General features: G+C 30.8%; 16 protein-coding genes. 2 read left to right on the top strand and 14 right to left on the bottom strand.

The window, feature by feature from the left end:
• The first annotated feature begins 12 nt into the window (after positions 1–12).
• Positions 13–909, top strand: a complete 897-nt coding sequence (locus WHD07_RS00860; protein WP_343329660.1) for a glycerophosphodiester phosphodiesterase family protein — start codon at positions 13–15, stop codon at positions 907–909.
• Between the two features lie 41 nt (positions 910–950).
• On the top strand, positions 951–2,162 hold the full coding sequence (locus WHD07_RS00855) for a hypothetical protein (RefSeq protein ID WP_343329659.1): 1,212 nt from the start codon (positions 951–953) through the stop codon (positions 2,160–2,162).
• 258 nt (positions 2,163–2,420) lie between these two features.
• Here the strand turns inward: WHD07_RS00855 and WHD07_RS00850 are convergent, their stop codons facing one another.
• The 14 genes from WHD07_RS00850 to WHD07_RS00785 all read right to left on the bottom strand — a co-directional run bounded on the left by WHD07_RS00850 (position 2,421) and on the right by WHD07_RS00785 (position 26,391).
• Positions 2,421–3,062 (bottom strand): hypothetical protein, encoded by a 642-nt coding sequence (locus WHD07_RS00850; RefSeq protein WP_343329658.1) that lies wholly within the window; start codon positions 3,060–3,062, stop codon positions 2,421–2,423.
• 85 nt (positions 3,063–3,147) lie between these two features.
• A complete protein-coding gene (locus WHD07_RS00845; RefSeq protein ID WP_343329657.1) occupies positions 3,148–4,191 on the bottom strand; it encodes a hypothetical protein in 1,044 nt (347 codons plus the stop codon).
• An 85-nt stretch (positions 4,192–4,276) separates the two neighbouring features.
• A complete protein-coding gene (locus tag WHD07_RS00840) occupies positions 4,277–5,593 on the bottom strand; it encodes a RagB/SusD family nutrient uptake outer membrane protein (RefSeq protein WP_343329656.1) in 1,317 nt (438 codons plus the stop codon).
• 10 nt (positions 5,594–5,603) lie between these two features.
• Positions 5,604–8,897 carry a SusC/RagA family TonB-linked outer membrane protein gene (locus tag WHD07_RS00835; RefSeq protein ID WP_343329655.1) on the bottom strand — a complete coding sequence of 1,098 codons (3,294 nt, stop codon included), beginning with the start codon at positions 8,895–8,897 and terminating at the stop codon, positions 5,604–5,606.
• A 3-nt stretch (positions 8,898–8,900) separates the two neighbouring features.
• Positions 8,901–11,447, bottom strand: a complete 2,547-nt coding sequence (locus WHD07_RS00830) for a zinc-dependent metalloprotease (protein ID WP_343329654.1) — start codon at positions 11,445–11,447, stop codon at positions 8,901–8,903.
• A gap of 96 nt (positions 11,448–11,543) precedes the next feature.
• Positions 11,544–13,181 carry a histidine kinase gene (locus WHD07_RS00825; RefSeq protein WP_343329653.1) on the bottom strand — a complete coding sequence of 546 codons (1,638 nt, stop codon included), beginning with the start codon at positions 13,179–13,181 and terminating at the stop codon, positions 11,544–11,546.
• A 1-nt stretch (position 13,182) separates the two neighbouring features.
• On the bottom strand, positions 13,183–13,953 hold the full coding sequence (locus WHD07_RS00820) for a LytTR family DNA-binding domain-containing protein (protein ID WP_343329652.1): 771 nt from the start codon (positions 13,951–13,953) through the stop codon (positions 13,183–13,185).
• Positions 13,954–14,414: 461 nt separating this feature from the next.
• Entirely contained in the window at positions 14,415–16,079 is a 1,665-nt protein-coding gene (locus tag WHD07_RS00815; protein ID WP_343329651.1) for a sulfatase-like hydrolase/transferase, read from the bottom strand.
• Between the two features lie 18 nt (positions 16,080–16,097).
• The gene (gene galB, locus WHD07_RS00810) at positions 16,098–18,560 is read right to left on the bottom strand and encodes a beta-galactosidase GalB (RefSeq protein WP_343329650.1); all 2,463 of its coding nucleotides are present in this window, start codon (positions 18,558–18,560) and stop codon (positions 16,098–16,100) included.
• A gap of 141 nt (positions 18,561–18,701) precedes the next feature.
• A complete protein-coding gene (locus WHD07_RS00805) occupies positions 18,702–20,234 on the bottom strand; it encodes an arylsulfatase (protein WP_343329649.1) in 1,533 nt (510 codons plus the stop codon).
• A 136-nt stretch (positions 20,235–20,370) separates the two neighbouring features.
• Positions 20,371–21,849: a sulfatase family protein gene (locus tag WHD07_RS00800; protein ID WP_343329648.1), complete on the bottom strand. Its 1,479-nt coding sequence runs from the start codon at positions 21,847–21,849 to the stop codon at positions 20,371–20,373.
• Between the two features lie 436 nt (positions 21,850–22,285).
• Positions 22,286–23,806 (bottom strand): alpha-L-fucosidase, encoded by a 1,521-nt coding sequence (locus WHD07_RS00795; RefSeq protein ID WP_343329647.1) that lies wholly within the window; start codon positions 23,804–23,806, stop codon positions 22,286–22,288.
• Positions 23,796–25,076, bottom strand: a complete 1,281-nt coding sequence (locus tag WHD07_RS00790; protein ID WP_343329646.1) for a glycoside hydrolase family 117 protein — start codon at positions 25,074–25,076, stop codon at positions 23,796–23,798. Before WHD07_RS00790 ends, WHD07_RS00795 begins: the two co-directional genes overlap by 11 nt.
• Before the next feature lie 22 nt (positions 25,077–25,098).
• Positions 25,099–26,391, bottom strand: a complete 1,293-nt coding sequence (locus WHD07_RS00785; protein ID WP_343329645.1) for a glycoside hydrolase — start codon at positions 26,389–26,391, stop codon at positions 25,099–25,101.

The raw sequence follows: 26,391 nt of genomic DNA, 5'->3' as shown, positions 1-26,391 counted from the left end.
AAATTGCAAAAAATGAAAATCACAAAACAACTAATTATTTTATTCGTCTTTTTTATAGGGTGGTCTTGTACAAAAGAAAATATACGTCAAAAAGAAACAACAGAAGTAACTGTAAAAGCTACAAATATAGCTACAACACTTAAAGAGTTTAAAAATGCAACATCAAAATCAATCTTGGTTACAGCACACAGAGGTGCACACATGGGAAATTTTGAAAACTCTATAGAATCTTCATTAAAAGCTATTGAATTGGGCGTAGATATTATAGAGGTTGATGTAAAAACAACAAAAGACGGACAGCTAGTTTTAATGCATGATAGCTCTATAGACCGCACAACTACAGGAACTGGTGAAGTTGAAAAATTAACTTTAGCAGAAATTAAATCGTTTAAACTAAAAGCACCTTATGGCAGAATAAGTAAAGAATCTGTACCAACTTTTCAAGAATTCTTAAAAGCTGTAAAAGGTAAAATAATGGTAGATGTAGATATGAAAACAGACAATGTAGAAGGATTGGTAAAAGCTGTAAATGAATTTGGAAATAAAGAAGAAGTATTCTATTTTGATAACGACTACAACCAATTAGATCGTATTAAAATTTTAGACAAATCTGCTCAGTTAATGCCTAGAGCATATTCTTTAAAAATGGCAGATTCTGCAGTGGTAAAATTTGCTCCAAAAGTAATTCACATAGATACTGATTTTAACACCAAAGAAACAGGCGATTTTCTAAAAGAAAACAATGCTAGAATTTGGATTAATACCTTAGGAGAAAAAGATGCGGAAATTAGATATGGAAGTGGGGAAAAAGTAATTGAAGAATTAATTAAAAATGGTGCTAATATTATTCAAACAGACGAACCAGAAATGTTACTAGAACTACTAAGAAGCAAAGGTTTACATCAATAATTAATTATAATTTTTAGAATAAAAATAAACCCAAATTATTAATGATATTAAAAAATATTTTATTTGTATTTGCCCTTATTTTTTTTCTTCTATTATGGAAACAAGAGTCTTTTTCTCAAAAAAAGAATATACCCGAAGTTTATTTAGAACCTATTTTTAAAGTGAATTATGGTGATGCTACCGCCGATAAACCTCAATCTAAATCCTGGACAACTGAATATGGACAATGGTTAGTAGTGGGTGATGAAGATGGTCCTAAATTATTAAAAAAAGAGGTTGCAGGTTGGACACCTCAATCAGAAATTAATGAAGTCTGGAGAAACTTACCAAGTAAAGCAGATGTTTTTAGTAAAGGTAATGATGTGCATATTGTTTTAGTTGAAGAATGTACTTTAAGCGTTGTTAAAATAACGTATTCGTTAGATCAAAAAAAATACGAATATCAAGAAAAAAAGACTCTATATATTCCTAATAATTGTTACTCTATAGAAACGGCAACCATTACTCAAGATTCAAAAAATGAATTTTGGATTTGTGCAGATATGAATGAAACAATAATGATTTGGCATTCTAAAAATGGAAAAGATTGGTCAGCTCCTTTTACCCTAGCCAAAAATATAAATAAAGATGATATTTCTTTAATTTCAAGATTAAAAAATCAAGTATCTGTAATTTGGTCTAATCAAAACACACAATCCGTTTACGAACGAATTCATTTTGATGGAAATAAACCAAATGAATGGTCAAAACCAATAATTATTCAGGAAGGAAATAATAACGCAGATGACCACCTAAACGCAACTGTTTTAGAAAGTGGTGAAATGATGGTGGCATCTAAAAATAGTGTGGATAAAATTAATCAACCTCAATTTGTGTTAAGAATAAGAGATAAAAAAGCACAGTGGACTAATATTCCTTACGAGAATCTTACCAAAGAAAGAAGTCCTAGCCGCCCCATTATTAATCACGTAGCATTTGGTAAAATATTTGAAGTACATTCTATAAAAAACAAAGCAAATAATAGGTATTATATTTCTGTAAACGAAATAATAAAAACAAAAAATACCTGGAAAGTTATAGAACTTATCCGATTAAAAACAAAAATTAATGGAAAAAATGGAGATGTTACCTCTAGTAAAAATCCTTTTTTATCCGATAAACCTAAATTTATATTTTTTTCTGATGATTTAGGAAATATTTATTCGTTTGATCTTGATACCTTATATGCTAATCATTCTGATTCTAAAGAGTGATAAATATTAAATAAAATGCTCAAATTTTTAGATTTGAGCATTTTTATAATACAAAAAACACCTTCTATTCATTCTTCATAAAAGGTTGTTCATCTAACATTTATTTTTATTTTCTTTTACTTGACGAAACCAAATAAAAAAATAAAAAAAATCACACCACAAATCCACTTAAACATAGTTACAATTAAAAGTTAATTTGCTTTAAAATTATAACTATGTTCTTACTTAATTTTTATAATTCAATTGTTACTAGTCTCATTAATTCATTTGCCAAATACTTAAAAAAGCATTTTTAAAAGCAACATCATTACTAGTCACTAAAGCATTTTCTATATAAGTATTTAAATAATTAATTCTATCAACTCCAGAAGGATGCGTGAATGTAGTAGTGCCTAACAAGTTTTGTAAAAAAGGAAAATTAGAGGTTAACAAATTAAACTCTTTACTAAGTTTAGTTTTAATTAAATGAATCGCTATTAAATCCGCTAAATATTCCGCTTTTTTATAATCGTTTGTTACAGTGCCTTTAGGGATACTTCCTTGTAAATCAAAAAGTCTAGCTTGTGCAATGGTTACAATGTGAGCAACTTCATGCGTTAAAGCAAATAATTGAATATCTTTTTTGGTTAAGTTTACCAAACCCTGACTCACTTCTACATAACCAAAAGCAGCTCCCGCATTGATCCCTAAATCGTTTTTATCAATTTTAAACTGTGTAGGTATCTCTGCACCTGAATATTCTTTAAATAAAGGTAAAACAGATTCGTTATATATTTTAATTATTTCTTCTTCTTTTGTTAATGGAACCTCTTTATTTTCAGGAAGTATTACTTCGCTTGTAGAATTAGAATTGCAAGCAAACATCAAAAAAGAAAAGAGTACTAAAAAAGATTTCTTCATTTTAAAATAAGTTTTATATAAACAAACACCCTTAAAATTAAGGGTGCCTGTGTAATAAATAAAAAAGGGGTATTAATTGATCTAATTAGTTAGCGTAATATGTAAATGTTCTAAGTACCGTTAAGCCAAATTCACTATTAGTATAAGAAGATTCTAAAGGATAATCATCTGTATTATATACATAAGAAACATTAGCATCTGCAGTATCACGAGTAAGAGGATTATTTGTATTTACACCATCAAAACCAACATTAATTGCAGCATATGCAGCTGGATAAATTCCTTTAAAAGGATTGTTTTTTGTGTCATAAGTTGCTTCAGAAGGATTTGTTTGAGCTGTTCCTCTGTTCGTTTTTATAACATTATCATTAGCGTCATATTCAAAAGTAGTAATATCATCTACAATAGCCTCAGTACCTTCGTGATTTGTTCTTTCTTCTTTAATTAAATTTCCAGAAGCATTATATGTATAGATATAAGTATAAACTAACACATCGTCTTCTTTGTATTCACCTTTTACAATTTGACCATTTTCATAAGAATAAACCGTACTTGTTGCGTCACTTGTTTTTTCAATAACTTGGTTTTTATCATCATAAACTAAAGTAAAAACAGAAGCTCCAAATCCTTCATCTATAGTGATTTTATTTACAAATCCAAAATTATCATCATACTCATAAGTAGTAGTTGTGCTTGCTGCAAAAAAAACATAATCTTCCGTAAAAACTGTTGTTTCTAATTGAGATCCACTACCAACTTCACCACGAACATTAACAGTTACAGAATAGTTTTTAGTAGTTACTTCATCTTCTGCAGTTACTACAAAAGTTTTAGCTTCTCCGTCTACAAAAGTAATTTCTGTACCTAAATTTGGAGAGATCGTTGCATTTTCTGAAACTGTAATAGTAGGTACAACTGCTGTTAAATTTGTTCCGAAAGGGACAGTTACAATAATATCAGTTCCTAAATCGTAAACAATATCATCAGCATTTACGCCATCAATAGCAATTGAAAAATCTGTAATGGTTGCCAAAGATGATAAAATTGGAGCATCATCATCACTAGAACATGAAACAGTAGTTATAGCTAAGGCTAAAAAAACACTAAGGATAGAAAAAATTTTCTTCATAATTTAAAATATTTAATTGGGTTGTTTTATCTTTTTGTTGAAATTGTAACCTATAAGATAACAACAGGTTACAACGGTTTATTATTTATAAATTAGGGTTATTAATAGTTGCATCATTAGGAAAAGGAATGACATATCTGTCGTCATTACTCTCTAATGTGTAGGTTACTCCGTTAAAAACTTTTGTTAATTTAGGTTGTGTAGTTCTTCTTAAATCATTCCACCTTTGCCCTTCAATTGCAAATTCTCTTCTACGTTCTTCTAAGATTTCTGCTTTTAGGTCGTTACTATTTAATGAATTTACACTTGCTTTATAAGCAGTAAAACCATCGGTTGTATATCTATTTTCTGCAAATGATATTAACTTCTCTTTTGCCAAAACGTCTTTATTTAACGCCGCTAAACATTCTGCAATGGTTAAATGTAATTCTGCTGTTCTATAAGAAACCTTAAATTTAGTTTCTGCACTTTTATTAGAACTAAAACTTCCGTCTGTATTTTCTTTAAAATAAAGCGAAAAACGTACATCTTCCGTTTGATTATAAGCATCAATTAAAGTCTTAGAAATAGTTGTATTGTTAACTAGATCAAAAGAAGCAACAGTTTCTAGTGCCAAAATAGATTCTACAGCGTTATATTCTGATGGCATTATAGAAGTGTCTATATTTAAATTTTGAATTTCTGCATTGATAGCCAAAGCTTCATTTGCAAAATCCATCGCTTTCTGCCATTCTTGTTGGTATAAATAAACTCTAGATTTAAAAGCTTTTACTGCGATCATAGAAAATCTATAGTTATAACCTACCTCCTGTTTTTGGATATTAATTAGAGATTCTGCCATAGTAAGATCACTTAAAATTAAGGCATACACATCTTCAACGGTTTGTACTAAAAATTCTTTTTCGGCATCATATTCTAAAGTAATTGGTACACCAGCATCTGTATTTGCTGTTGATTTATCGTAAGGTTTTGCATATAAATTAATCAACTCGAAGTATTGCATTGCTCTTAAAGCATACGCTTCTCCCACCAATTGCTCTTTATCTGATTGATTTCCTTCAATAGTTGCTTCACTATTAATTACATGATTTGCATAAAAAATAGTATTGTATAAACTCGCATACGGAAAAACACTTGTTAAAGGACTTGGGTTTACATCATTCCAGATAAAAAGATCCTCGTACTGTTCTACCCCCAACGCATCTGCACTTAAAGCCAATTCATCGGTTCTGTACGTTGTTAATACTTTAGATTCTTTTGTAATTGAATATGCAGAAGTTAAAAAACTTCTATATTCTTCTACAGATTTAGGGATTACTTGCCCTACTGGTTCTATATCTAAGTACTTATCACAAGAGATAAAACTTAAGGTTATAAAGATGCTGTATATTATTTTTTTCATAAACTCTTTTTTAAAAAGAAAGATTAAATCCTGCTGAAATAATTCTAGGAATAGGTTGTGCATACAAACTTCCATAGGTTTCTGGATCAAAGAATCCGTTGTAATCAGTACCGAAAACAAATAAATTACGTCCTTCTAAATTGAAATTTAAACTTGATATTTTTAACTTTTTTAATTTCTCTGTTGGTATGGCATAACTAAGTTTAATACTACTTACACGGATGTAAGAAATATCTTTAACCCAAATATCTAGATCATTATAAGTTTGCCCATCATCTGAAGAATTAAACCAAGTGTACACTAAATCTGTATCGAAACCAGGTGATGTTAATCCTATTAAAGCTGGATAATTACCTGTACCTGCTTTTAAAATATCTGTATTGTAATTATTTCCTGGTTGTGCTAAAGCAAGATTGTAACTTGGTGCTGCTTTTACGGTTTGCTTAATATTAAAATTAGTTAATACACGTAAATCAAACTGTTTGTATTTAAAACTATTTCTAAAACCTCCACTAAATTTAGGAGTTCCATCGCCCACATAAGAGTATAAGTTTCTATGTTCTTCTCTTGTTAATTGACTTCCATTTGTGCCTTCTTCTAAATTATAAAAATCTACTGCAGACACTTTTTTACCCTCTTTCCAAAACAAAGGCAATCCGTTGCTATCTAAACCTGCTGTTTTAATGGCAAAAATGGCATTTACACTATATCCTTTTAAGGAAGGTTTAAAATCTTCTTCTCTAATTTCTATATCATCAACAATACTTTTATTGTGAGAAATATTGAATCCACTTGTCCATTTAAAATTAGGTGTATCAATATTTGTGGTGTTGATAGAAAGTTCAAACCCTTTATTACTTACGGTTGCCCAATTGGTATTGATAAAATTATAGCCACTCTCTAAAGGCACAGATCTTAAACCAATTAAATCGGTACTTTTTCTTGCATAATAATCTCCAGATATATAGATTTTATTATTAAACAAACCTAAATCCAAACCAATGTTTGAGGATACTGTTTTTTCCCATCTTAAATCTGCATTAGGCGCATTTAAAGCTCTAATTGTTTCTTCACTAACACCAGGTAAAATCGAAGATGTATAATATTCTCCAACTACAAAAGGTGATGTTGTTTTGTCTATATTTCCTTGTACTCCGTACGATGCTCTTAGTTTTAAATCGCTTACAAAATCTAAATCATACATAAAGTCTTCTTTATACACATTCCAAGAACCTGCAAAAGACCAAATAGGTAAGTATCTATATTTAGGATTTACGCCAAATAAGTTAGAACCATCATATCTTAAACTCGTAAAAGCGGTATATTTTTGATCATACGTGTAAGAAGCTGTTCCGAAAAAAGAAGCATACGCATTTTCGCTAAATGTTTTTTGATAAGGATCAAACAACGAATTTGTTAATGAACGTTCATCTGTAATAGCAGTAGAAGTTAAAGTATTGCTATTATAACCAAAACCTTTGGTGTGAATTTGGGTTCTTTTATTTCTTCTAAATTCTGTACCCAACATAACATCTAATTCATGCACATCGTTAAAAGAAGTGTTGTAATTCGCTGTCGTTTTCCAGTTGTATTGAAAAACATCTGCATTCCAATTCTGAATAATTCCGCCTTTAGGCATATAATACGAAGTCCCGGTAGATGATGCATATTGAGATCTTTGCTCATATTTACGAGTATAGTAACTTTCTTCACCACTATACTTTTCCGTCTTATCAAAATCTAACTGTAACCCTAGTTGTGTGTTAAAATGAATCTCTTCATTTACTTTATAACTTGCATCAAAAATGGCTTTTAAAGAACTCGATACTAACTCATAATTGGTGTTTTCTCGTTCTTCTAAAATATTATAATTTAGATTTAAGTCTGATCTTTCTACCAAATCTGGATCATATACGTAATTACCACCTGCATCTTTTATTTCTAAATATGGATTGGCATTTCTAGAATAGTTAGACGGATTTGTATATGCATCTGCACCAGTAATGTAAGATGATGTTATTGTTTGACTACCAAACAACGCCACACCTACTTTTAATTTATCGTTTACATTAAAATTATCTTTTAACGTAATATTAAATCGTTTCTGACCAGTACCTTTAGTAGCTCCTGTTTCATCAAAAATTCCTGTAGAAAAATAGTAATCATTATTCTCTGTTCCTCCAGAAATACTGACACCATATTGTTGGTTTACTGCCATTTGATATAGCTCGTCTCCCCAATTAGTATTGATGTTTTTTAAATTATTGATATCATTTTGGGCAGCACTAGAAATACTAGCAAAACCATTATCTCTAAAATTATTATACTCGCCATAATTATTTAAAATTCTAGCAACTCCTCCTCTATCTTGTTGATATTTTAAATCTGGTCTGCTTGCCAATAGTAATTCGAAATCTACTTTTTCAGAAGAATTCATTAAATTCAACTTACTAAAATCTGGTTTTTGAGTTACAAATACATTTGCGTTTACATTGATACGCATTGCCCCTTTTTTACCATTTTTACTAGTGATAACAATTACCCCATTTGCCGCTCTAGCTCCATAAATAGAAGTTGCAGAAGCATCTTTTAAAACGGTAATACTTTCTATATCTTCTGGATTTAAACCTGCAATTGGATACGATTGTAAATTATCGATATTGTCTTTGTCTCTAAAATCTTGTGGAATGTCATTTCCGTCTAACGGAATACCATCTAACACCCATAATGGATCTGAAGAACCATTTAAAGTAGCAGCTCCTCTAATAGATATTTTTGATGGAGCACCTGGAGCACCACTAATAGGTTGAATGGCAACACCCGATAATTGACCTACCAACATTTGATCTACACTAGAAACACCTGCCTGATTAATATCTGTCATTTCTACTTTTGCGTAAGCAGATGTTATTTTACGTTTTTCAATTTTTTGATATCCCGTAACAATAATTTCATCTAAACTTTCTGCACTTTCCTTTAAAACAACTGTTAGACTTGAAGTAACCTTAGAAATATCTATTTTTTCTGTTTCGTATCCGATATAAGAAACCAAAATGTATTTAATGTCTGCACCTACTTTTAAAGAAAACTCACCATCAAAATTTGTGGTAGTACCTAACATGGTACCTTGAATAACTCCTTTGGTATTCGTTTCATTTCCTATAATTGCCGATGACGCATAAACAGATGCACCAACAATTGGCATTTGGAAGGCAGCATCAATAATTTTTCCGTTAATTACTTTTTCTTGCTGAGCAAAAAGTATACTCGGAATAAAAATTAATAAGTATATTAATTTATTCATGATTTAGTTTTTCAAATTATATTCAATTCTTGCTATTAAGTCACTATAATGTGCCTGAGTAGCTCTATCTCCTCTGTGTTCTTTTTTCTTTAAAAGCTTTAATATTTTTTCTAATGCAGCTCTTTTATTGGTACCTATATCTGCTACTCTTGGTAGGTAAGAAAAGTGTACATTTTTAAAGGTATTAACATCTTCTGAAATTGTTTTTTCTTTCGTTTTCTCTAATAATTTATTTCGATCTACAGTTAATACATCTACATAATTTTTCTGAGTAATTCTATCAAACATATCTAAAGACTTACTTTTTTCTGTTTTCTTAAAAATGGCTTCAAATAATTTATCAAATAAATATTGTTCTGTAAATACTTCTTCACTCTCTTTTGATAAAACTTCATTTTCGGTAATTCTCATCAATCTATCTGTTTTTATCAGCGCATAAATTGCATTGGTTTGATGAATGCGTAACATAGAAACAGGCGAATAAAAGCGTTCTCCATCTGGAGCATCTCTTACTGCAAAAACCTTATTGATAATTTTTGGCATAAATAACCATTTTTGAGGTAAAACAGCATTTTTTATGATATAACTCAATGCCTCTTTTTGCCTTTTAGCAGATACTGGTTCAAAAGTATTTTTTCCATCTCCATAAACCGTATTGTTTACATAAACGCCACCAATGTTTGCCATTACATGACCGTTATAGGTTCCCCATTGGTCTATTACTGCTTTGTATAATTTTGATGCTTTGTAGTAATCTTGCCCTTCTGCTGCTGTCCAATCTAAAATATTTGGCAATATTCTCTTTAAGTTCTTCAATCCGTACTCGCTAGCTTTTACAGCATTATCACCTAAATCTTCACTTTGAGATCTCGGATCAATCACTTGAGATTGTTGAGGACCATAAAAATATAAAGCATCATTTTCATGCTTACGAATCCATTGGTTTAATAGCGGAAGTTCTTCATGAGCAGATGTATTTTCAATCCAACGATATCCCCAATCAATTGCATATTTATCATACACACCAATTTTAGGAGTGATATCTGTAACTTCATCTTCTGGTTGCGCTACATAATTAAAACGGGCATAATCCATAATAGAAGGTGCTGTTCCGCCCATTTTAGAGGTAAACGTTTTAGATCTTAAAGAATCTACTGGGTAGCTAAATGATGCGCCCATATTATGTTTTAATCCGAAGGTATGACCAACTTCGTGTGATGAAACAAAACGAATTGCCTCTCCCATATGTTGTTCAGAAAATTTGTTTGGTCTTGCTTTTGGATCAATTGGTCCGGTTTGTACACGAATCCAAGAATGCAATCCTTTCATTAAATTATGCCACCAAATAATATCCGATTCTAATATTTGTCCACTTCTAGGATCTACTACAGAAGGTCCCATAGCATTTTGTTTTTCTGATGCTGCATAGGTAATTACAGAATAGCGAACATCATCTGCATCAAAATTCTTGTCCTCATCCGAAGGAAACTTCACTTTTAATACATTTTTAAATCCGGCAGCTTCAAAAGCTACATTCCAATCATACACACCTTGTTCTATAAAAGGTCTCCATTGTTTTGGTGTAGCAGGATCTAAATAATAAATAATTTGTTCTTTAGGCTCTACCAATTCTCCTCGTTTATATTTTTCAATATCTTCTTCTTTAGGCTCTAATCTCCATCTTGTAATCATTCCTCTAGATTCAACTTCTTGCTGATCATCAGAAAAATAATCCATTGGTTTATCAAAGTACCCAATACGTTTGTCTGAAAAACGAGGTTTCATTACATCTGTTGGCAATAAAACAATATTAGTAGTAACTCCAATTGTTAAAGGTAAAGCTGCACTTCCGCCCTCTTTAACAGAAGTAGTTAATAAAGATTTTACAACAATATTTTTAGGGAAAGATTTAATTGTTTCTAAAATTGATAAATTTGTTTTTAAACTACCGCCCAGCCCTATATTGGTTAACAAATCACTAAAACTCTGCTCTTTACCGTTAAATATCTTATTTACTTTAATAAATACGGATGTAGAATCTGTATTTTTTGTTTCTATTTTAAACTCTTCTATAATAGATTCTCCAAAATTATCTTTTACAGATAAAGTAATTGCATCATTTTCTGGAGATTGAACTCTTGGATTCAACGTTTTAACCCAAACCTTGTTTAGAATAGTATCTTTATAAAAGCGAATTAACTTGGTTTCAAAAGTCATTCCTTTATTTAAACCATGTCCGTTTAAAGCATAAGGAACACTAGATACCTTATTTACAATTAACAAATCTCTAGACAATAACGAATCTGGAATTTCGAAATAATAATCTTCTTTTATAGCGTATACATTAAATAATCCTTTTTTAACATTCCCTTCTTTTAAAAACTTCTGGTAAGTAAGTTTTTTATCATCAGTAGATTTAATAGAATCTTTTTTTTCATCTTTAACTGTTTCCTTTTTATCTTGAGAAAAACCAAATAAAGAGGTAAATATCAAAAGAGAAGTCATTAAAAACGGAACCAATAAAGTTCCTTTTAAAGAGGATGTTTTCATAAATAATATTGTTAAAACATCAAATTTGCATGATATCAACAACTTAGCAAAACAGAATAGAGTGAACGCTATAAAAAACGGAGTGAAATACTGTTTTTAGGTTATATAAGGCAATGTGCAGACAAATTTACCGTCTACAACACCTGTTTTAAAGGTAGCTATTTGATAAAATTGATAGGTATTTTCTAAATAATTCAATCCAATATGATGGCTATCTTTAGTTTTATGTTTTCTTGGTGTAAAATTATTTTTTACAGTAATAAAATCTTTATCAATAAGAATCTCAATGATTAAAGGTTTTATTTTAGTGATTTCATTATGCTTTATCGCATTTTCTACCAAGGTTTCTAAAGACAGAAACGGAATTTTTCTTCCCAAAATTTCAGCATCACAATTATTAACGATGGACACACTTAAACTTTTATTAAATCTAATTTCTTGCAAAAAAACATACTGCTCTAAAAAGGTAATTTCTTTTTTCAGAGAAATTAAATTTCCTTCTCGCTCTTCTAAAAGATATCGATATACATCTGCCAATTTTAATACAAATTGCTGAGATAAATCTGGGTTTAAATCAATTAAAACATGTAAAGAATTTAAACTATTGAATAAAAAATGTGGATTTATTTTTTTCTTAAGTTGATTTAATTGCAGAATAGCATTTTCCTTTTGATACTTTTCATTGCTGTTTATTAAATGTTCTTTTTCTTCTACAACCTTTATATTCTCTACATATTCTTTTTTTAACTGTAATCTAGAAACCAACAGGATTAACATAAATGTAGAAAAAGCTAAAAAACTAATCCAAGAAAAATACCCTTGTATATTTTCTGTGGTTTCTTTTAAATGAATATCTATAGGAAAACTAATGATTACTATTAAAGGCGAATTTCCTATTTTAATAGTATCATAATAACGTAACACTTCTAAACCTAGAAATTCTGAAATTGCTTTATCTTTAAGAGAGTTGATGTTATCAGGCACATAATATCCATTAATTTTAAGCGAACTTTTTAAAATTTGCTCAATAGAAATCGTGTTAAAATACATTCCTATTTTTTTTCCGATGTATTTTGTATCGGGATGCAGCATACAAATACCCTCTTTATTGGTAATTACGGTATAACCTCCATCTCCTTTATAGGTTTCAGAAAAATAACTCCAAAATGAGATTAAATCTATATCGTATCCCGTATAAACAGTCTTATTATTTAGCAGTTTTTTTGCATATATTTTTCTATTAATAACGTTACCATTCTTGGTTAGAATTGTATCAATTAAAACATCATTATTTATAAATTGAATCCCTTTTAGTATCGTGTTTATTTCTTTTTGATACAAAAAATCTTTCCTATTAGAAAAATAGTTTTCTTTTACATCATTAGAGGATATTATAGATACAAAACTATTATCAATACTTTGGTGTTCTAAAGCTAAATCTGATGTAAAGAGTAATTTTTCCTTTACAACCTCGAGAGAATTATTTTCTGAATCTTGTAAGATTTTTTGGGCATTTTTAATCGAGTTATTCAGTTGATTAAATTCGAAGGCAACAATATTCTCTTTAGATTTTAAATTCCCTTGAATTATATCTTGAATTAACTCTTCTGTTACTGATGTAATTTTAGGAGTGATTAATGAATTACCAACAAAAAAAATAGCAATCAACAACAAACTGATATACAAATATTGCTGATTCTTTTTTAATCGGGTACTAAATTTAGATGATCGCATATTAATTATTTAACCATTCTTTAAACTCCCGAACATTTTTAGAACTAATTAAAATAAAATCGTTGCCTTTAGAAAAAGGTTCTAATTCTATTTTTAATCGATTCTGACTGTATTTTATAATTGTTTTTATGGCACTATGTCTTACAATGAATTTTCTATTTATTTTAAAAAAATCCTTTTTAGATAATTTTAAATCTAAATTCAATATCGTATCGTCGTATAAATAACTTTCACCCTCAGTAGTAAATAAAAAAAGTGATTTATTTTCTGCCATAAAATAGGCAATCTCACGATCACTTATAGAAATTAATTTTTCTCCTCTAGAAACTAAAAATCTTTTTTGATTTGTTTCACTTTTTTTAGAAGTATTTAAATGAGATAACAAATTTTCTAAATCACTATAATCAGTAACTGGTTTTGCTGTATAGTTGGTGTATTTTTCTAAAGCAGTATTTAATTTGTCTTTATCGTAAGGTTTTAATAAATAATCGATGGCAAAAAATTGAAATGATTGTATTGCATATTGATTAAAGGCCGTTGTAAAAATAATAGGGATTTTAATTTTTAAATTTTCAAAAATCTCAAAACTTTCTCCATCTCCTAAATGAATATCACTTAAAATTAAATCGCAACTATTATTTTTAAACCATTCAATAGATTGCATAACACTTTCTAATCGTTTTTTAATACGTATCGGATAATTACTTTTTAATAATAACTTTTCTAAAGATGCTGCAGCCAAATCTTCATCTTCAATAATAACAATATCCATTCTAAATTAATTTATTTTTTGAGATTTAAAATTCGAGGCAACTTACTGAATATTATACATTTTTTAGGTACAGTTTACTAAATTGTTCTTTTTATTTTTTAATAATCAAAATATTCTAAACCTATTTTCTTAACAATACTATCCTATCATTTTTTATAAAACATACAACTATTAGAATATTATCAATATAGTTTATCCAATTCTTCTCAAAAATAAATATTAAAGTAGTATTTAAATTATTAAAATGATGATGATTCTAGTCTATTATACTAATTAGTACAAACAAGTAATCGATGTCTATTTTCTTACAAAATTGAATCAAAAAAAACAACCAACCTAAAGTTTAATTTTGGTCAGTTGCTAATATTACAAACCTACGCTAATTAAAAATCCCTCTAGTTATAAAACCAAAGGGATTAAAGCTAAATATTTTAATTAATAATATCTTATTCGGATACTGATTAATGACCTCCTTTAGGATCACTATCTGTTGTATATCTATATACTTTTGGTTTTTCATTTCCGCGAGCCATTGTAATTTCATTTTTCCAAACTTTTCTTAAAGCGTTTAATTTAGTTTGATGTTTACTCTTTGATGCTAAATTATAAAGCTCTTCTGGATCGTTTTTTAAATCATATAACTCTTCATAAACAGGCTCTTCTCCTTGTAAAGATGCATCAGATAAATCACGATAAAAAGCAATATCTGGATCATGAACCGCATACAGCATTTTGTTTACAGGAATCCCTAAATCTTTTGCAACCTTTATTTTCTTTGCTGCAGAAAAAGTTTTGTTTCTGTAATAACGAATATATTTCCATTGTTTATCTTGCACAGCCTCACAAACAGGGTTACCAAATTGTGTTGACCATAAGTTTTCTGTATACACGTAATCTCTAACTTCTGCAGATGTATCTACCAATAATTTAGAAATATCTTTTCCTTGAAATTCTGTAGGAATTGCAACTCCCCCCATAGAAAGCATTGTAGGAGCCATATCTATAGATTGAACTAATGCATCACTTTTTCTACCTCTATTTTTTCTTTTAAAAGAAGGATCCATAATAATCATTGGTACATGTGTTGTTTTCTCATAACACAATGCTTTTCCTCCTAAACCTTGTTCTCCCATAAACAAACCATGATCTGAAGTGAAAATAATAATGGTATTTTTGTCTAACTTTAATTCCTTTAACTTTAAACGTAAATTACCTACCAATCTATCGATACCTGTCATTGCCTGTAACTGTCTAGTATATCTTTCTCTAAACCCTTCTGGTGTATCTACATAATCATATCCTTTCTGGCGATCTTCTGCTCTTAATAAATTTGCAGGAAGCTTAGGCGTTTTAATATCCTTTTTAGCCACATAATTATCTGGCAAAGGAAGTGTTAAATCACGATATAAAGATTTATAAATTTCATCATCATCTTTTTTCATTTTCATAGTACTTGTACCTGCTCCATGAGGCAAATTAAAGTTTATGGATAATAAAAAAGGTTTATCTGTTGGTCTCGTATCTAAAAACTTTATCGCTCCTTTTAACTTTCTAGCATTAGGGTCTATAAAGTCATCTACACCTTCATTTATAACTTCTGGTTGCGTAAAAGCAATGGCATCATTAAATATTTTATGACGTTCTTTTGGATAAAAACCAATATGCCCATGACCAGCATACCAGTAATCAAAACTTTTTTCCATAACACCACTAATATAACCTCCCTTACCAACTGGAGCATGATTTTTACCAATCCAACCTGTATAATAACCTGCTTTACGCATAACCATTGGATATGCTTTTTCCCAAGCTTCATCAGAAACAGAGGTTCCTGAGTTAAAGTTTACAGCATGTTTTCTTTCATATTGACTTAACAGAATAGAAATTCTACTAGGTGTACAAATGGCACTTGTTACATGCGCATTAGTAAACAGCACACCTTCATCTGCTAATTTATCTAAGTTTGGTGTTTGTACAAATTCATTTCCAGTACACCCCATTAACCCATAAGATTGGTCATCCGTTAAAATAAAAACGATGTTGGGTTTTTGTTGTGCAAAAATATTCGACGCAATATTAGCAAAGAATACTAGCACAAATAATTTCTTTAAAAATAATGTATTCATGATTTTCATTTTTTCTTATTATTTAGTTTCTACAGTGATTTTAGTAGATTTTAAACGTTTAGACTTTGCTGTTAATTCTATTTTACCAGCGTTTTTTGAAGACTTTAAAATAGCTAAACACATACCACTAAATGCTTTTCTTTGCGGTGCTTGAAAAGATTCTAAACTAATTTGATTACCATTATCTACGGCAATCAATTCTCCAGCTCCTTTAACAGAAAACTTGACTAGATTATCTGCATTCGGACATAAGTTTCCGTTTTTGTCTTCTATTCTAACAGTTACATACGCTAAATCTGAGCCATCTGCTTGTATTTCACTTCGGTCTACAGACAATTTAACTTGGTAAGGTTTACCCGCGGTATTAATTTGTTCTACTAAAACTTGTTTTCCGTCTTTATAACCTACTACTTTTATGTTTCCGGCTTCATAAGGCACATCCCAAGACAACCTATATTTAGATTGAAAAGAATCTCCTTCGAATCTAGAGAATTTAACAATTAACTCTGTTAAATCTTTTCCTTTCACTTTTTTACCCATAGATTTTCCGTTGACAAAAAGTTCTGCGGCATCTAAATTTGTATAACAATAAACAGGAATATTCTTTCCTTCCATACCTTTCCAATTCCAATGAGGTAATAAATGAATCATTGGTTTTGTTGTCCAATGACTTTGATACAAAAAGAATCTGTCCTTTGGAAAACCAGCTAAATCTACCGCACCAAAATAAGATGAATGTGAAGGCCAATGTCCATTCCAATACCCATTTGTAGAGTTATCTTTTCCTCCATAAGGTGTTGGTTCTCCTAAATAATCAAAACCTGTCCACATAAACTCACCCATAATATTTGGGTTTTGTTCTTGATAATAAAATTCAACATCCGGTGGATACGCCCAAGGTGGGCCAATTATATCGTAACTAGTTACATGTAAAGACTCGTGCGTTGTATATTTTTCCATTGGTAAATGATAGATACCTCTACTACTTGTAATACTCGATGTCTCTGAACCATACAACGCTAACTGCGGATATGTTTCGTGAATATATTGATATTTTGTTGGCTTATAATTCACCCCTGCAATATCAGATTGAGCCGCAAAATTCATTTTATAAGGCGCTTCAAAATTATTCATTCCTAATGTTGTAGGACGTGTAGGATCTATTGCTTTACAATATTCATGTAACATTTTAGCTACTTTCCATCCATTCTTTTTATCGTGCTGCTCATGAATTTCATTACCAGTACTCCACATAATTATAGAAGGATGATTACGATCTCTTTTTACCATGTCTTTAATATCACGCTCTGCCCATTCTTCAAAGAAAACATTGTAACCATTTTCTACTTTTTCTTCTTTCCAAACATCAAAAGCTTCGTCTAAAACTAATAAACCTAATTCATCACATAATTCTAAAAATTCTCTTGATGGAGGATTATGACTTGTACGAATGGCATTTACCCCCATTTCTTTCATAATTTGCAACTTTCTTTCATCTGCTCTTCTATAAACGGCAGAACCTAAAGCCCCATTATCATGATGTAAACAAACACCGTTAAATCTTACTTTTTTTCCGTTTAAAAAGAAACCTTCTGTAGTAAATGAAATTGATCTAAATCCGAAAGTTGAATTATAAGTATCTATTACTTTTCCGTTTTGATAAACAGTAGTAACCGCTTTGTATAAATGCGGATTTTCAGTATCCCAAATTTTAGGATTGTTTACATTTACCCATGTTCCAGAAACTTCTTTCGAATTTGCCTTAACCACAATTTCATCATCAATTGAAGCCGCTAATTCTCCGTTTGGTGAAAAATATTCTTGCTTTACACTAACCTTTACATCTTTACTACTATTATTTTCAATAGTAGTTTCATTTTGTACAACTCCTAACTTTTCTGAAATTGTTGGTGTTGTAATATATGCTCCCCATTGTTCTACATGAACAGGATTATCTATCTTTAACCAAACAGAACGATAAATCCCTGCACCAGGATACCATCTAGAAGATAGATCTTTAGGTTCTAATCTTACAGAAATTACATTTTGTGAACCATCATATTTTAGTGCATCACTAATATCAAATTCAAAACCAATATAACCGTAAGGTCTATTCCCTACAAATTTCCCATTTACCCATACATGAGCATCATACATAGCTCCTTCAAAATCAATTCTCACCTTTTTTCCTTTGGTATTTTTTGGCATTACAAAATGTTTGCGATACCAACCTGTACCATGAAAAGGTAAACCTCCTGAACGTGCATTATATTTTACATCAAAAGGACCTTCTATTGCCCAATCATGTGGTAAATCTAATTTTCTCCAACTAGAATCATCAAAATTTGAATTTTCTGCCCCTTGAGCTACATCATTATAAAAAAGCCAAGAATCATTAAAATTTAAATCTTGTGCATTTAATTCTTGAAACGTAAAAAGAATCGAAAAAATAAATGCGTATACGGTAATTTTTTTTTCCATTTTATATTAAAATTAATTTGAGTACAAGTAACAAAAAAAGACTGTTTATTAATATGTTATATATACAAATACATATAACATATGGTCTTTTATTTTTTAATTATCTATTAAAAACACATCTTCAAAAAAACTATAAAAACACTAATAACAACCAGTTACCACTTTAGTATCTCTTGTTTCATTATAACTTTTAAATAATTTAAAAACTTTGTTTTGATATTTTGTATTATTAATTAAATTAAAACGTTCATCTTCTCTATCATTTGTATTTAAATCAAACAAAGCAATTGGAGTTCTTTTTTTATTCAATTTATCCTTTTTATCAACTTGAATAATTAATTTCCAACCATCTTCAATAATCATTACTTCTCTACCAACTCCACCTTGAATCATTAAGTGATTTCGTTTATGCTTTTTTTCTTTATTTTTAAAAATAGGTAGTAAATTATAGGAATCTAAAACCTCATTCTTAGCCATTTTATAATTACCTGCTGCTGCTATTGTTGCTAAAATATCCGATCCTAAAAGAGGTATATTTGATGATTGATTCGCTTTTATTTGATTTGGCCAAACGGCAATAAAAGGAACTCTATGACCACCTTCATAAGGATCATTTTTAGAACCTCTATAAATATCACTAGGTTCATGTCCTGAATTCCAAGTATCACTATCTACATGTAAACCTCCATTATCCGAAGTAAAAATAATTAACGTATTATTGTAAACCCCTTGTCTTTTAAGTTCATCAACCAACATACCTACCTGAACATCTAACTCTTTAATCATATCCATATGCTTAGAAGGTGTTGTACCCGCAACTTTAACTCCATTTAACTGATCTGCTGCCATATGTGGTGTATGTACTGCTTGAGAACAGTAATACATAAAGAAAGGCTTGTCTTTTTTTGCATTATTAGCAATGTATTTTACTGCTTTATCTGCCAAAAGAGGCCCAATTTTACTTGGTAACCAATTAGAATCTCCTAATCCCGTTTTTTTCTCCATTTCAGATCCGATAGATTGCATATAAACGTTATCTATAAGCGTAATTTCTGAATCCTTTTTTAAAGGCAACCAAATATCATTTTCGTAAACCGAATAAGGTTCATTTTGAATACCCGAAGGTAGCGTTACACTATAATCAAAACCTGTTTGATTAGGTCCAAAATCTTTAATTTTTGTGATATCAACATTTAAACTTGTCTTTTTTCTAGTTGCCACAAAAACTTTATTAGGATCACTTTTAGTGGAAAAACTCGTCCCTAAATGCCATTTTCCAAAAAAAGCAGTGTTATAATTTGCTTTTTTCATTGCTCTTCCCAAAGTTAACTGTTCTTTAGAAATAGCAGATTTTGCGTACCCAGACCAAACTCCCCAAGGAAAAGCACTTCTATAATTATTATTACCTGTCATTATAGAATATCTAGAAGTTGCACATAAAGCTGCTGGAGCATGTGCTTGTGTAAAATACATTCCTTGACTTGCTAGATTGTCTATATTTGGAGTTTCTAAAACTATTTTCCCCCTATGTAATCTTCTATAACAAGAAACATCTCCAACACCAACATCATCTGCCAAAACCACTATCACATTTGGTTTTTTTACCGTTTGTGCTTGCAATGAAAACAATACTCCCATAAAGAAGAAACTTAATACAAATAACTTAAACCTCATTTTATTTACTTTTTTTTATGATGTAAAACTAAAGATTAGTTGCAACTCCTAATAAAGCTATTCATGTAAACAACACAACAAATGTTCTAAATTGAATTAAATATTTGGGTTAATTATAATTACAATAGGTAAACAATTATTCAATAACTAAAGCATCTGCATTCTTAGATTTCTTTAACAAATCTTCATACAATTCTTTATACATATCCAAGCGTTTTTTTTGATAAGCTCCAGACTGTAAATAAATGTTATTTATATTTCCTTTGTTCCAATCATTCCAAAGTTTGGCCAATTCTTTTCTTAATTTTAGTGATTTAGAAATGATATTATAATCCTCATAAGGATCTGTTGCCATATTAAATAATTCTGGTACTGCTTCCTTTTTATTTCTTTTTAAAAATTTAGCATCCTTAGTTCTTACTCCCCAAGCAATACCGTCTTGCATTCTCCAAAACAATGCTTCGTGAGGTGAACCTTTAACTTTCCCCTTTAAATAAGGAATTAAATTTACACCTTCTAAGTTCTTACCAGACGTATCCCCTCCTCCCATTGCTACAGCTGTAGCCGCAATATCTAATGCAGAAACTAATCCATCAAACTCTTTCATTTTAAAATTTCCTTTAGGCCAATGTAAAATAAAGGGTACGTGGCAACCCCCTTCATACATACTTCCTTTTCCTTCTTTAAATTTACCATTACTCGCAAAAGTTTCTCCTTTTTTTCTTGGACCACCATTATCGGATAAAAAGAAAATTATGGTATTTTCAAATTTACCAGACTTTTTAAGCGCTTCTATAACCCTACCAACTCCTTGGTCTAACTCGTCTACCATAGCAGCATAAGTTCTTCTCTTTTTATCTTTAATAAAACTATATTTTTCAATAGTTTCTTTAGGCGCTTCTAATGGTAGATGTGGAGCATTATACGCTAAGTATAAACAAAATGGCTTCTCGCTATTACTCACAAACTTTGCAGCATCTTTGCTTAATGCAGTTGTTAAGTACTCATTAAATTCGCCTGCTTTATTGTTTCTAGTTAACGGCCAATAACTACCTTCGTTAGCACTATAATGTGGTGTATTATTTTTTGGATTGATTAATGCCATGTGCGTTTTTACGTTCTGTGGAAAATACGAATGTCCTCCTGATAAAAATCCATAAAAATAATCGAATCCACGATTGTTTGGGTGAAATGTATCTGATCCTCCTAAGTGCCACTTACCAATAACTCCAGTTTCATAACCCGATTTTTGCAAACGATTTGCAAATGTTTGTTCCGTTAATGGTAAACCACTATACATATCAAACATAGAATTTGTAAAATTAATTTCTACACCAAAACGTGCTTGATACCTCCCTGTAATTAAACCTGCCCTAGATGGGCCACAATATGGATGTGTAACATAACCATTATTTAAAACAACTCCGTTATTAGCTAGCTTATCTAAATTAGGTGTTTTTATATCTTTAGAACCCGTAAAACCAAGATCTCCATAACCCAAATCATCAGCAAGAATTACTAAAATATTTGGTTTTTCTTGCGCAAGAATAGTGGTATCTATGAAGATTACAAATAACGTTAGTAAGCTTCCTAAAAGGGTGAATTTAATTTTCATTTAATGTTTTTTCAGATTGATAGATGATACTACAGAAACTAATCCATTTATAAAAATGCTGTTTTACCTTTTAAATCCTTTTCTTTTTAGAAGAAAATAAAACTTCACCTTTATTTTGGGGATATGTAAATGTAATTACTCCATAAAACTGACCGCCTAACAAATAACCTTTTTTACAGATTATATGTTCTTTATCTAAATTTTTAAAAAATTTACAGATAAGAACATTCAAAATACTTAAAAAATAGAAATAGTATTAAGTTGCATTAGAAAAATTAATTGATCATAAAAAACATAATCACCATTTTAACATGTATTTTTAATACATTTTTAGGTTTTAAGTAAGCATGCATATAGATATCAAAAATTAATCACTCCAGAATTACCTATAATAAACTTAGCGGTTTATTCGTTTATTTTTTTTGATATGAGTTACTCATTCTAACTCAAACTTAAATACCGTAGCTAATTCATTCATTTCTACATTTGGCATGGTTAAATAAAAACTATCACTTGTTAACTGCCACTCAACCTTTGTATCAGATCCTAATAAACGTACATTTTTTATAGGTGATGGAGGAATATTACGATGATAACCTCCAATAGCCCTCATTTGAATTATTTTTCCTTGTTCAGGTTGCCCTAAAAAGAAAACATACATTGCTTTTTTATTTTTAGCAACGGTAAAGCGAACATCATCTGCCGTATATTCTACAGAAGAAGATTGACCTGCATTGTGTCCTTCTCCTGTAGCTGCATTTCCAAATCCAAAAATATTATGAGGTCGCGTTCCATAAACTGCTTCTCCATGAACTTTCATCCAATCGCCAATTTCTTTTAACACATCTCTTTGTTCTTGATTAATAATTCCATCGGCAGTAGGAGACACATTTAACAATACCACTCCGTTTTTACTCCAAATATCAATCATATTTCTCACAACTAAATCAGCAGTTTTATAAGGATGAACTTTTACATACATCCATCTATTTTTCCCCAAAGTCATATCTGTCATCCAAGGACTTGGCCAAGAATCTTTTCTACCACCTTGTTCGTAATCTAACACACTATACGCTAAAGGTAAATCTTGTTGCTTGTGAGCCAACATTACCTCTTTATGTTTTTTAATTCCATTATTAAAATGATGAGCTGCCATTTCATTTCGCTTATCTTCTGGAATTAAATTCAACCACGAGTCGTACCATAAAATATCTGGACTGTATTTATCTACGACTTCATTTACTTGATCTAGCCAATATTGATTAAATTCTTCTATTTTCTCAAAATTCCCAAACAACTTACGCAATTTAGGATCTGTTGTAGCAGTTGGTAAATCTGGATGATATACATAATGACTATCATACGCTGTTTTCCAATTTTCTGGTTTGTTTGCATTCCGTTGCCCATTACGAGCATGATGAAACGTTGCAATTGTTTTTAATCCTTTCTTTTCTAAAGATTTAAAAATACCTCCTAAAACATCTCGTTTAGGCCCCATATCAGCTGCGTTCCAAGGATTAACCTCTGAATCCCACATCGCAAAACCATCGTGATGTTCTGCTACGGGACCTGCAAATTTAGCTCCGGTCTGCTTAAATAATTCTGCCCAATCATCTGGATCAAAATGAGAAGCTTTAAACATTGGAATAAAATCTTCGTATCCAAACTCAAAAATACTTCCGTAAGTTTTTTCATGATGCTTACGGATTCCATTATTATCCTTATACATGTTATGTGGATACCAAGCACTCCCATACGCAGGAACACTATAAGGCCCCCAATGAAAATACATTCCTAGTTTAGCATCTGCAAACCATTCAGGAGCAGCTCCGTGTTGTTTCAACGATTCAAAAGTAGGCTTGTACACCTTTACCTCTTTTTCTTTTTTAGGCATACCTGTGCAACTAACCAAAACAACTGTTGCTATTCCTAAAATATATTTTAAACTAGTTTGCATTTTTAAGTTTTTGATTTTGTTTTTTAATTCTCTTTTTTTGTTTTTCACTTAATCCATGCTGCTTGTAATGAAACTCTGGACTGTAATTGTAATAATGACCTTTCATTCCCTGATCGTGTATTTCTGTACTTAGATCACAATCAAATCTTGTCAATATGGTATGATTCCAATTCCCATCAGCATTGATAAAATGTGAAATTCCCCAAGTAATTCCTTTTCCATCTTTGGTATCTGTGAACGCATCAGGCACATAAGGACCACCAGCCACAGGTAACAATTCTGTAATGGCCGTTATTTCAAAATTCACCCAATCTTTGGCATACTGAATGGTATTGTGCTCTTGTCCATCTCTTCGAACAATCGCAGCTACTCCTTCTTTAAAAGGAAACAATGTTGTTTCGTGCCCAGAGTTAATTACCGGATTTAAAGGGTGTTTTACAAAAGGCCCCAACGGATCTTCTGCAATTGCCAATCCTTGCATACGTATTTTTGAAGGTTTGAATTCTGATCTTTTATCAAAATCGCCTTTATAATACATATAAATTTTTCCATCATGTACCAGCGGATAAGGATCATGAATAGAATATTGATCCCAAGAACCTTCGGGTCCGTTGGGCAATACGACTTTGTTGGTATGAATCCATGGTCCATCAGGAGAATCTGCATAGGCTACAGAAACCGGACAAAAATCTCCACGTAATCCGCTAGCTTCCATAAAAGCTTGAAAGTATAAATAGTACTTTCCTTTAAATTTTAAAACATCTGTAGTTGTTACAGATCTCCATCCTGGTTGTGGTTTTGGTGGACGAGGAACTGCAATTCCTTGCTCTTCCCAAGTAAATCCATCTTTAGAAGTTGCGTACCAAATATCTGCCAAATCCCAATCTGCAGATGGAATTACATCTGTAGCTTCTTTGGCACGAGACATTCCAACAGGTCTTACAGGAGATTTTCTACCCGTATACCAAACGTAATATTTACCATTTTCAAAAATTACTTTGGAGGGATCTCTTCTTGTAACCGTTCCATCTCCTCCGTTGTAATCAAAACCTTTCAATTTGGTGTATTTAAATTGCGAATACAATTCTGTTTGTTCCGGACGAATATTTTCATAGGCATCATAATTACGCGCTACCGCAGCACTTAATTTACGGTTTGGTTTTTCTTTAGAAATAAAGAATGGAAATTCATCTTGTTTATTTTCTTCTTGCTTTTGTTGACATGATACTACTATGAATCCTACTATTATAACGTATAATATTCTTTTCATAATTTAAATTCGTTTTTAAGAATTATTCAATAATTCTCTCTCTGTTTTCTTTTTGAATGCGTTCTCGTTGGGCTTTACTCAATTTCAACTTATAGTAAATATCAGGACTCCATAAGTTATTAAATTTCTTCATTTCTGGATCGTGAACATCTAAACTCAAATCACAGTCAAACCTTGCTAATTCTGAATAATATTTTCCATCTGATCCTTTAACATTTCTAAAATGGCATACCCCCCAAGTAATTCCACGTCCATCTCCGTTATCAGCAAAAGCATCAGGAATAAAAGCATTAGGTCCTATAGGCATCATTTCGGTGATAGATTCTATTTCAAAATTCACCCAATCTTTGGCATACTGAATCGTAAAATGTTCATTCCCATCTCGTATTGTTAATGATGCTACTCCTTCTTTAAAAGGAAATAAACATATCTCATGACCTGAATTTTGAACTGGGTTCAAAGGATGTTTCTCAAAAGGGCCTAGTGGATTTTCTGAAATAGCTAAACCAATAGCACTCCATTTTCCATTATACCCCACACGATCACCTATTGGGCGATTAAAATCAACCTTATAATACATATAAACTTTATTATTATGAATTAAAGGAGTTGGTGCTTGAACAGTAAATTGATCCCATGAACCTTTTGGTCCGGTAGGCAAGACGACCTTATTATAATGAGTCCATGGTCCATCAGGTGAATCCGCATAAGAAACTGAAGCCACACAATCATCTCCTTTAAGCCCAGGTGTTTCACTAAAAGCCTGATAATAAAGATAAAATTTTCCTTTCCACTTAAGAATATCTGGAGTAGCAACCGATCTAAAACCAGGAATAGGCTTAGCCGGACGAGTTACCGCCACTCCTTGCTCCTCCCAAGTAAAACCATCTTCACTTGTTGCATACCATATTTCTGATAAATCCCAATCTGCTGAAGGTATCTGCTCGGTTGCATTTTTGGCATTACCTAAACCAATTGGTCTGACTATAGTAGCTCTTTTTGTATACCAAACATAATACTTTCCATTTTCAAGCAAAACCTTAGAAGGATCTCGTCTGGTAATGGTTCCATCCCCTCCATTGTAATCGAAACCTTTTAACTTTGTATATTTAAATTGGCTATACAATTCATTCTCGGCAAGTAATGGTGATGGATATTCATGAAAACTTCTTTTCATGGCAGCACTCATTGGACTATCTGCATCTACATCAGAAACCATATAAGGAAATACTGTTTGTGTTGTTACTTCTTTTTCTTTTGTTTGGCAAGAAGCAAACAATGTAATCGCAATTATTAAAATTATATAATTTTTCAT

Origin of the sequence: Polaribacter staleyi (assembly GCF_038024045.1) — a bacterium.
Classification (GTDB): Bacteria; Bacteroidota; Bacteroidia; order Flavobacteriales; family Flavobacteriaceae; genus Polaribacter; species Polaribacter butkevichii.
The sequence above is the reverse complement of the archived record's forward strand: the minus strand, read 5'-3'. Positions and strand labels throughout refer to the sequence as shown.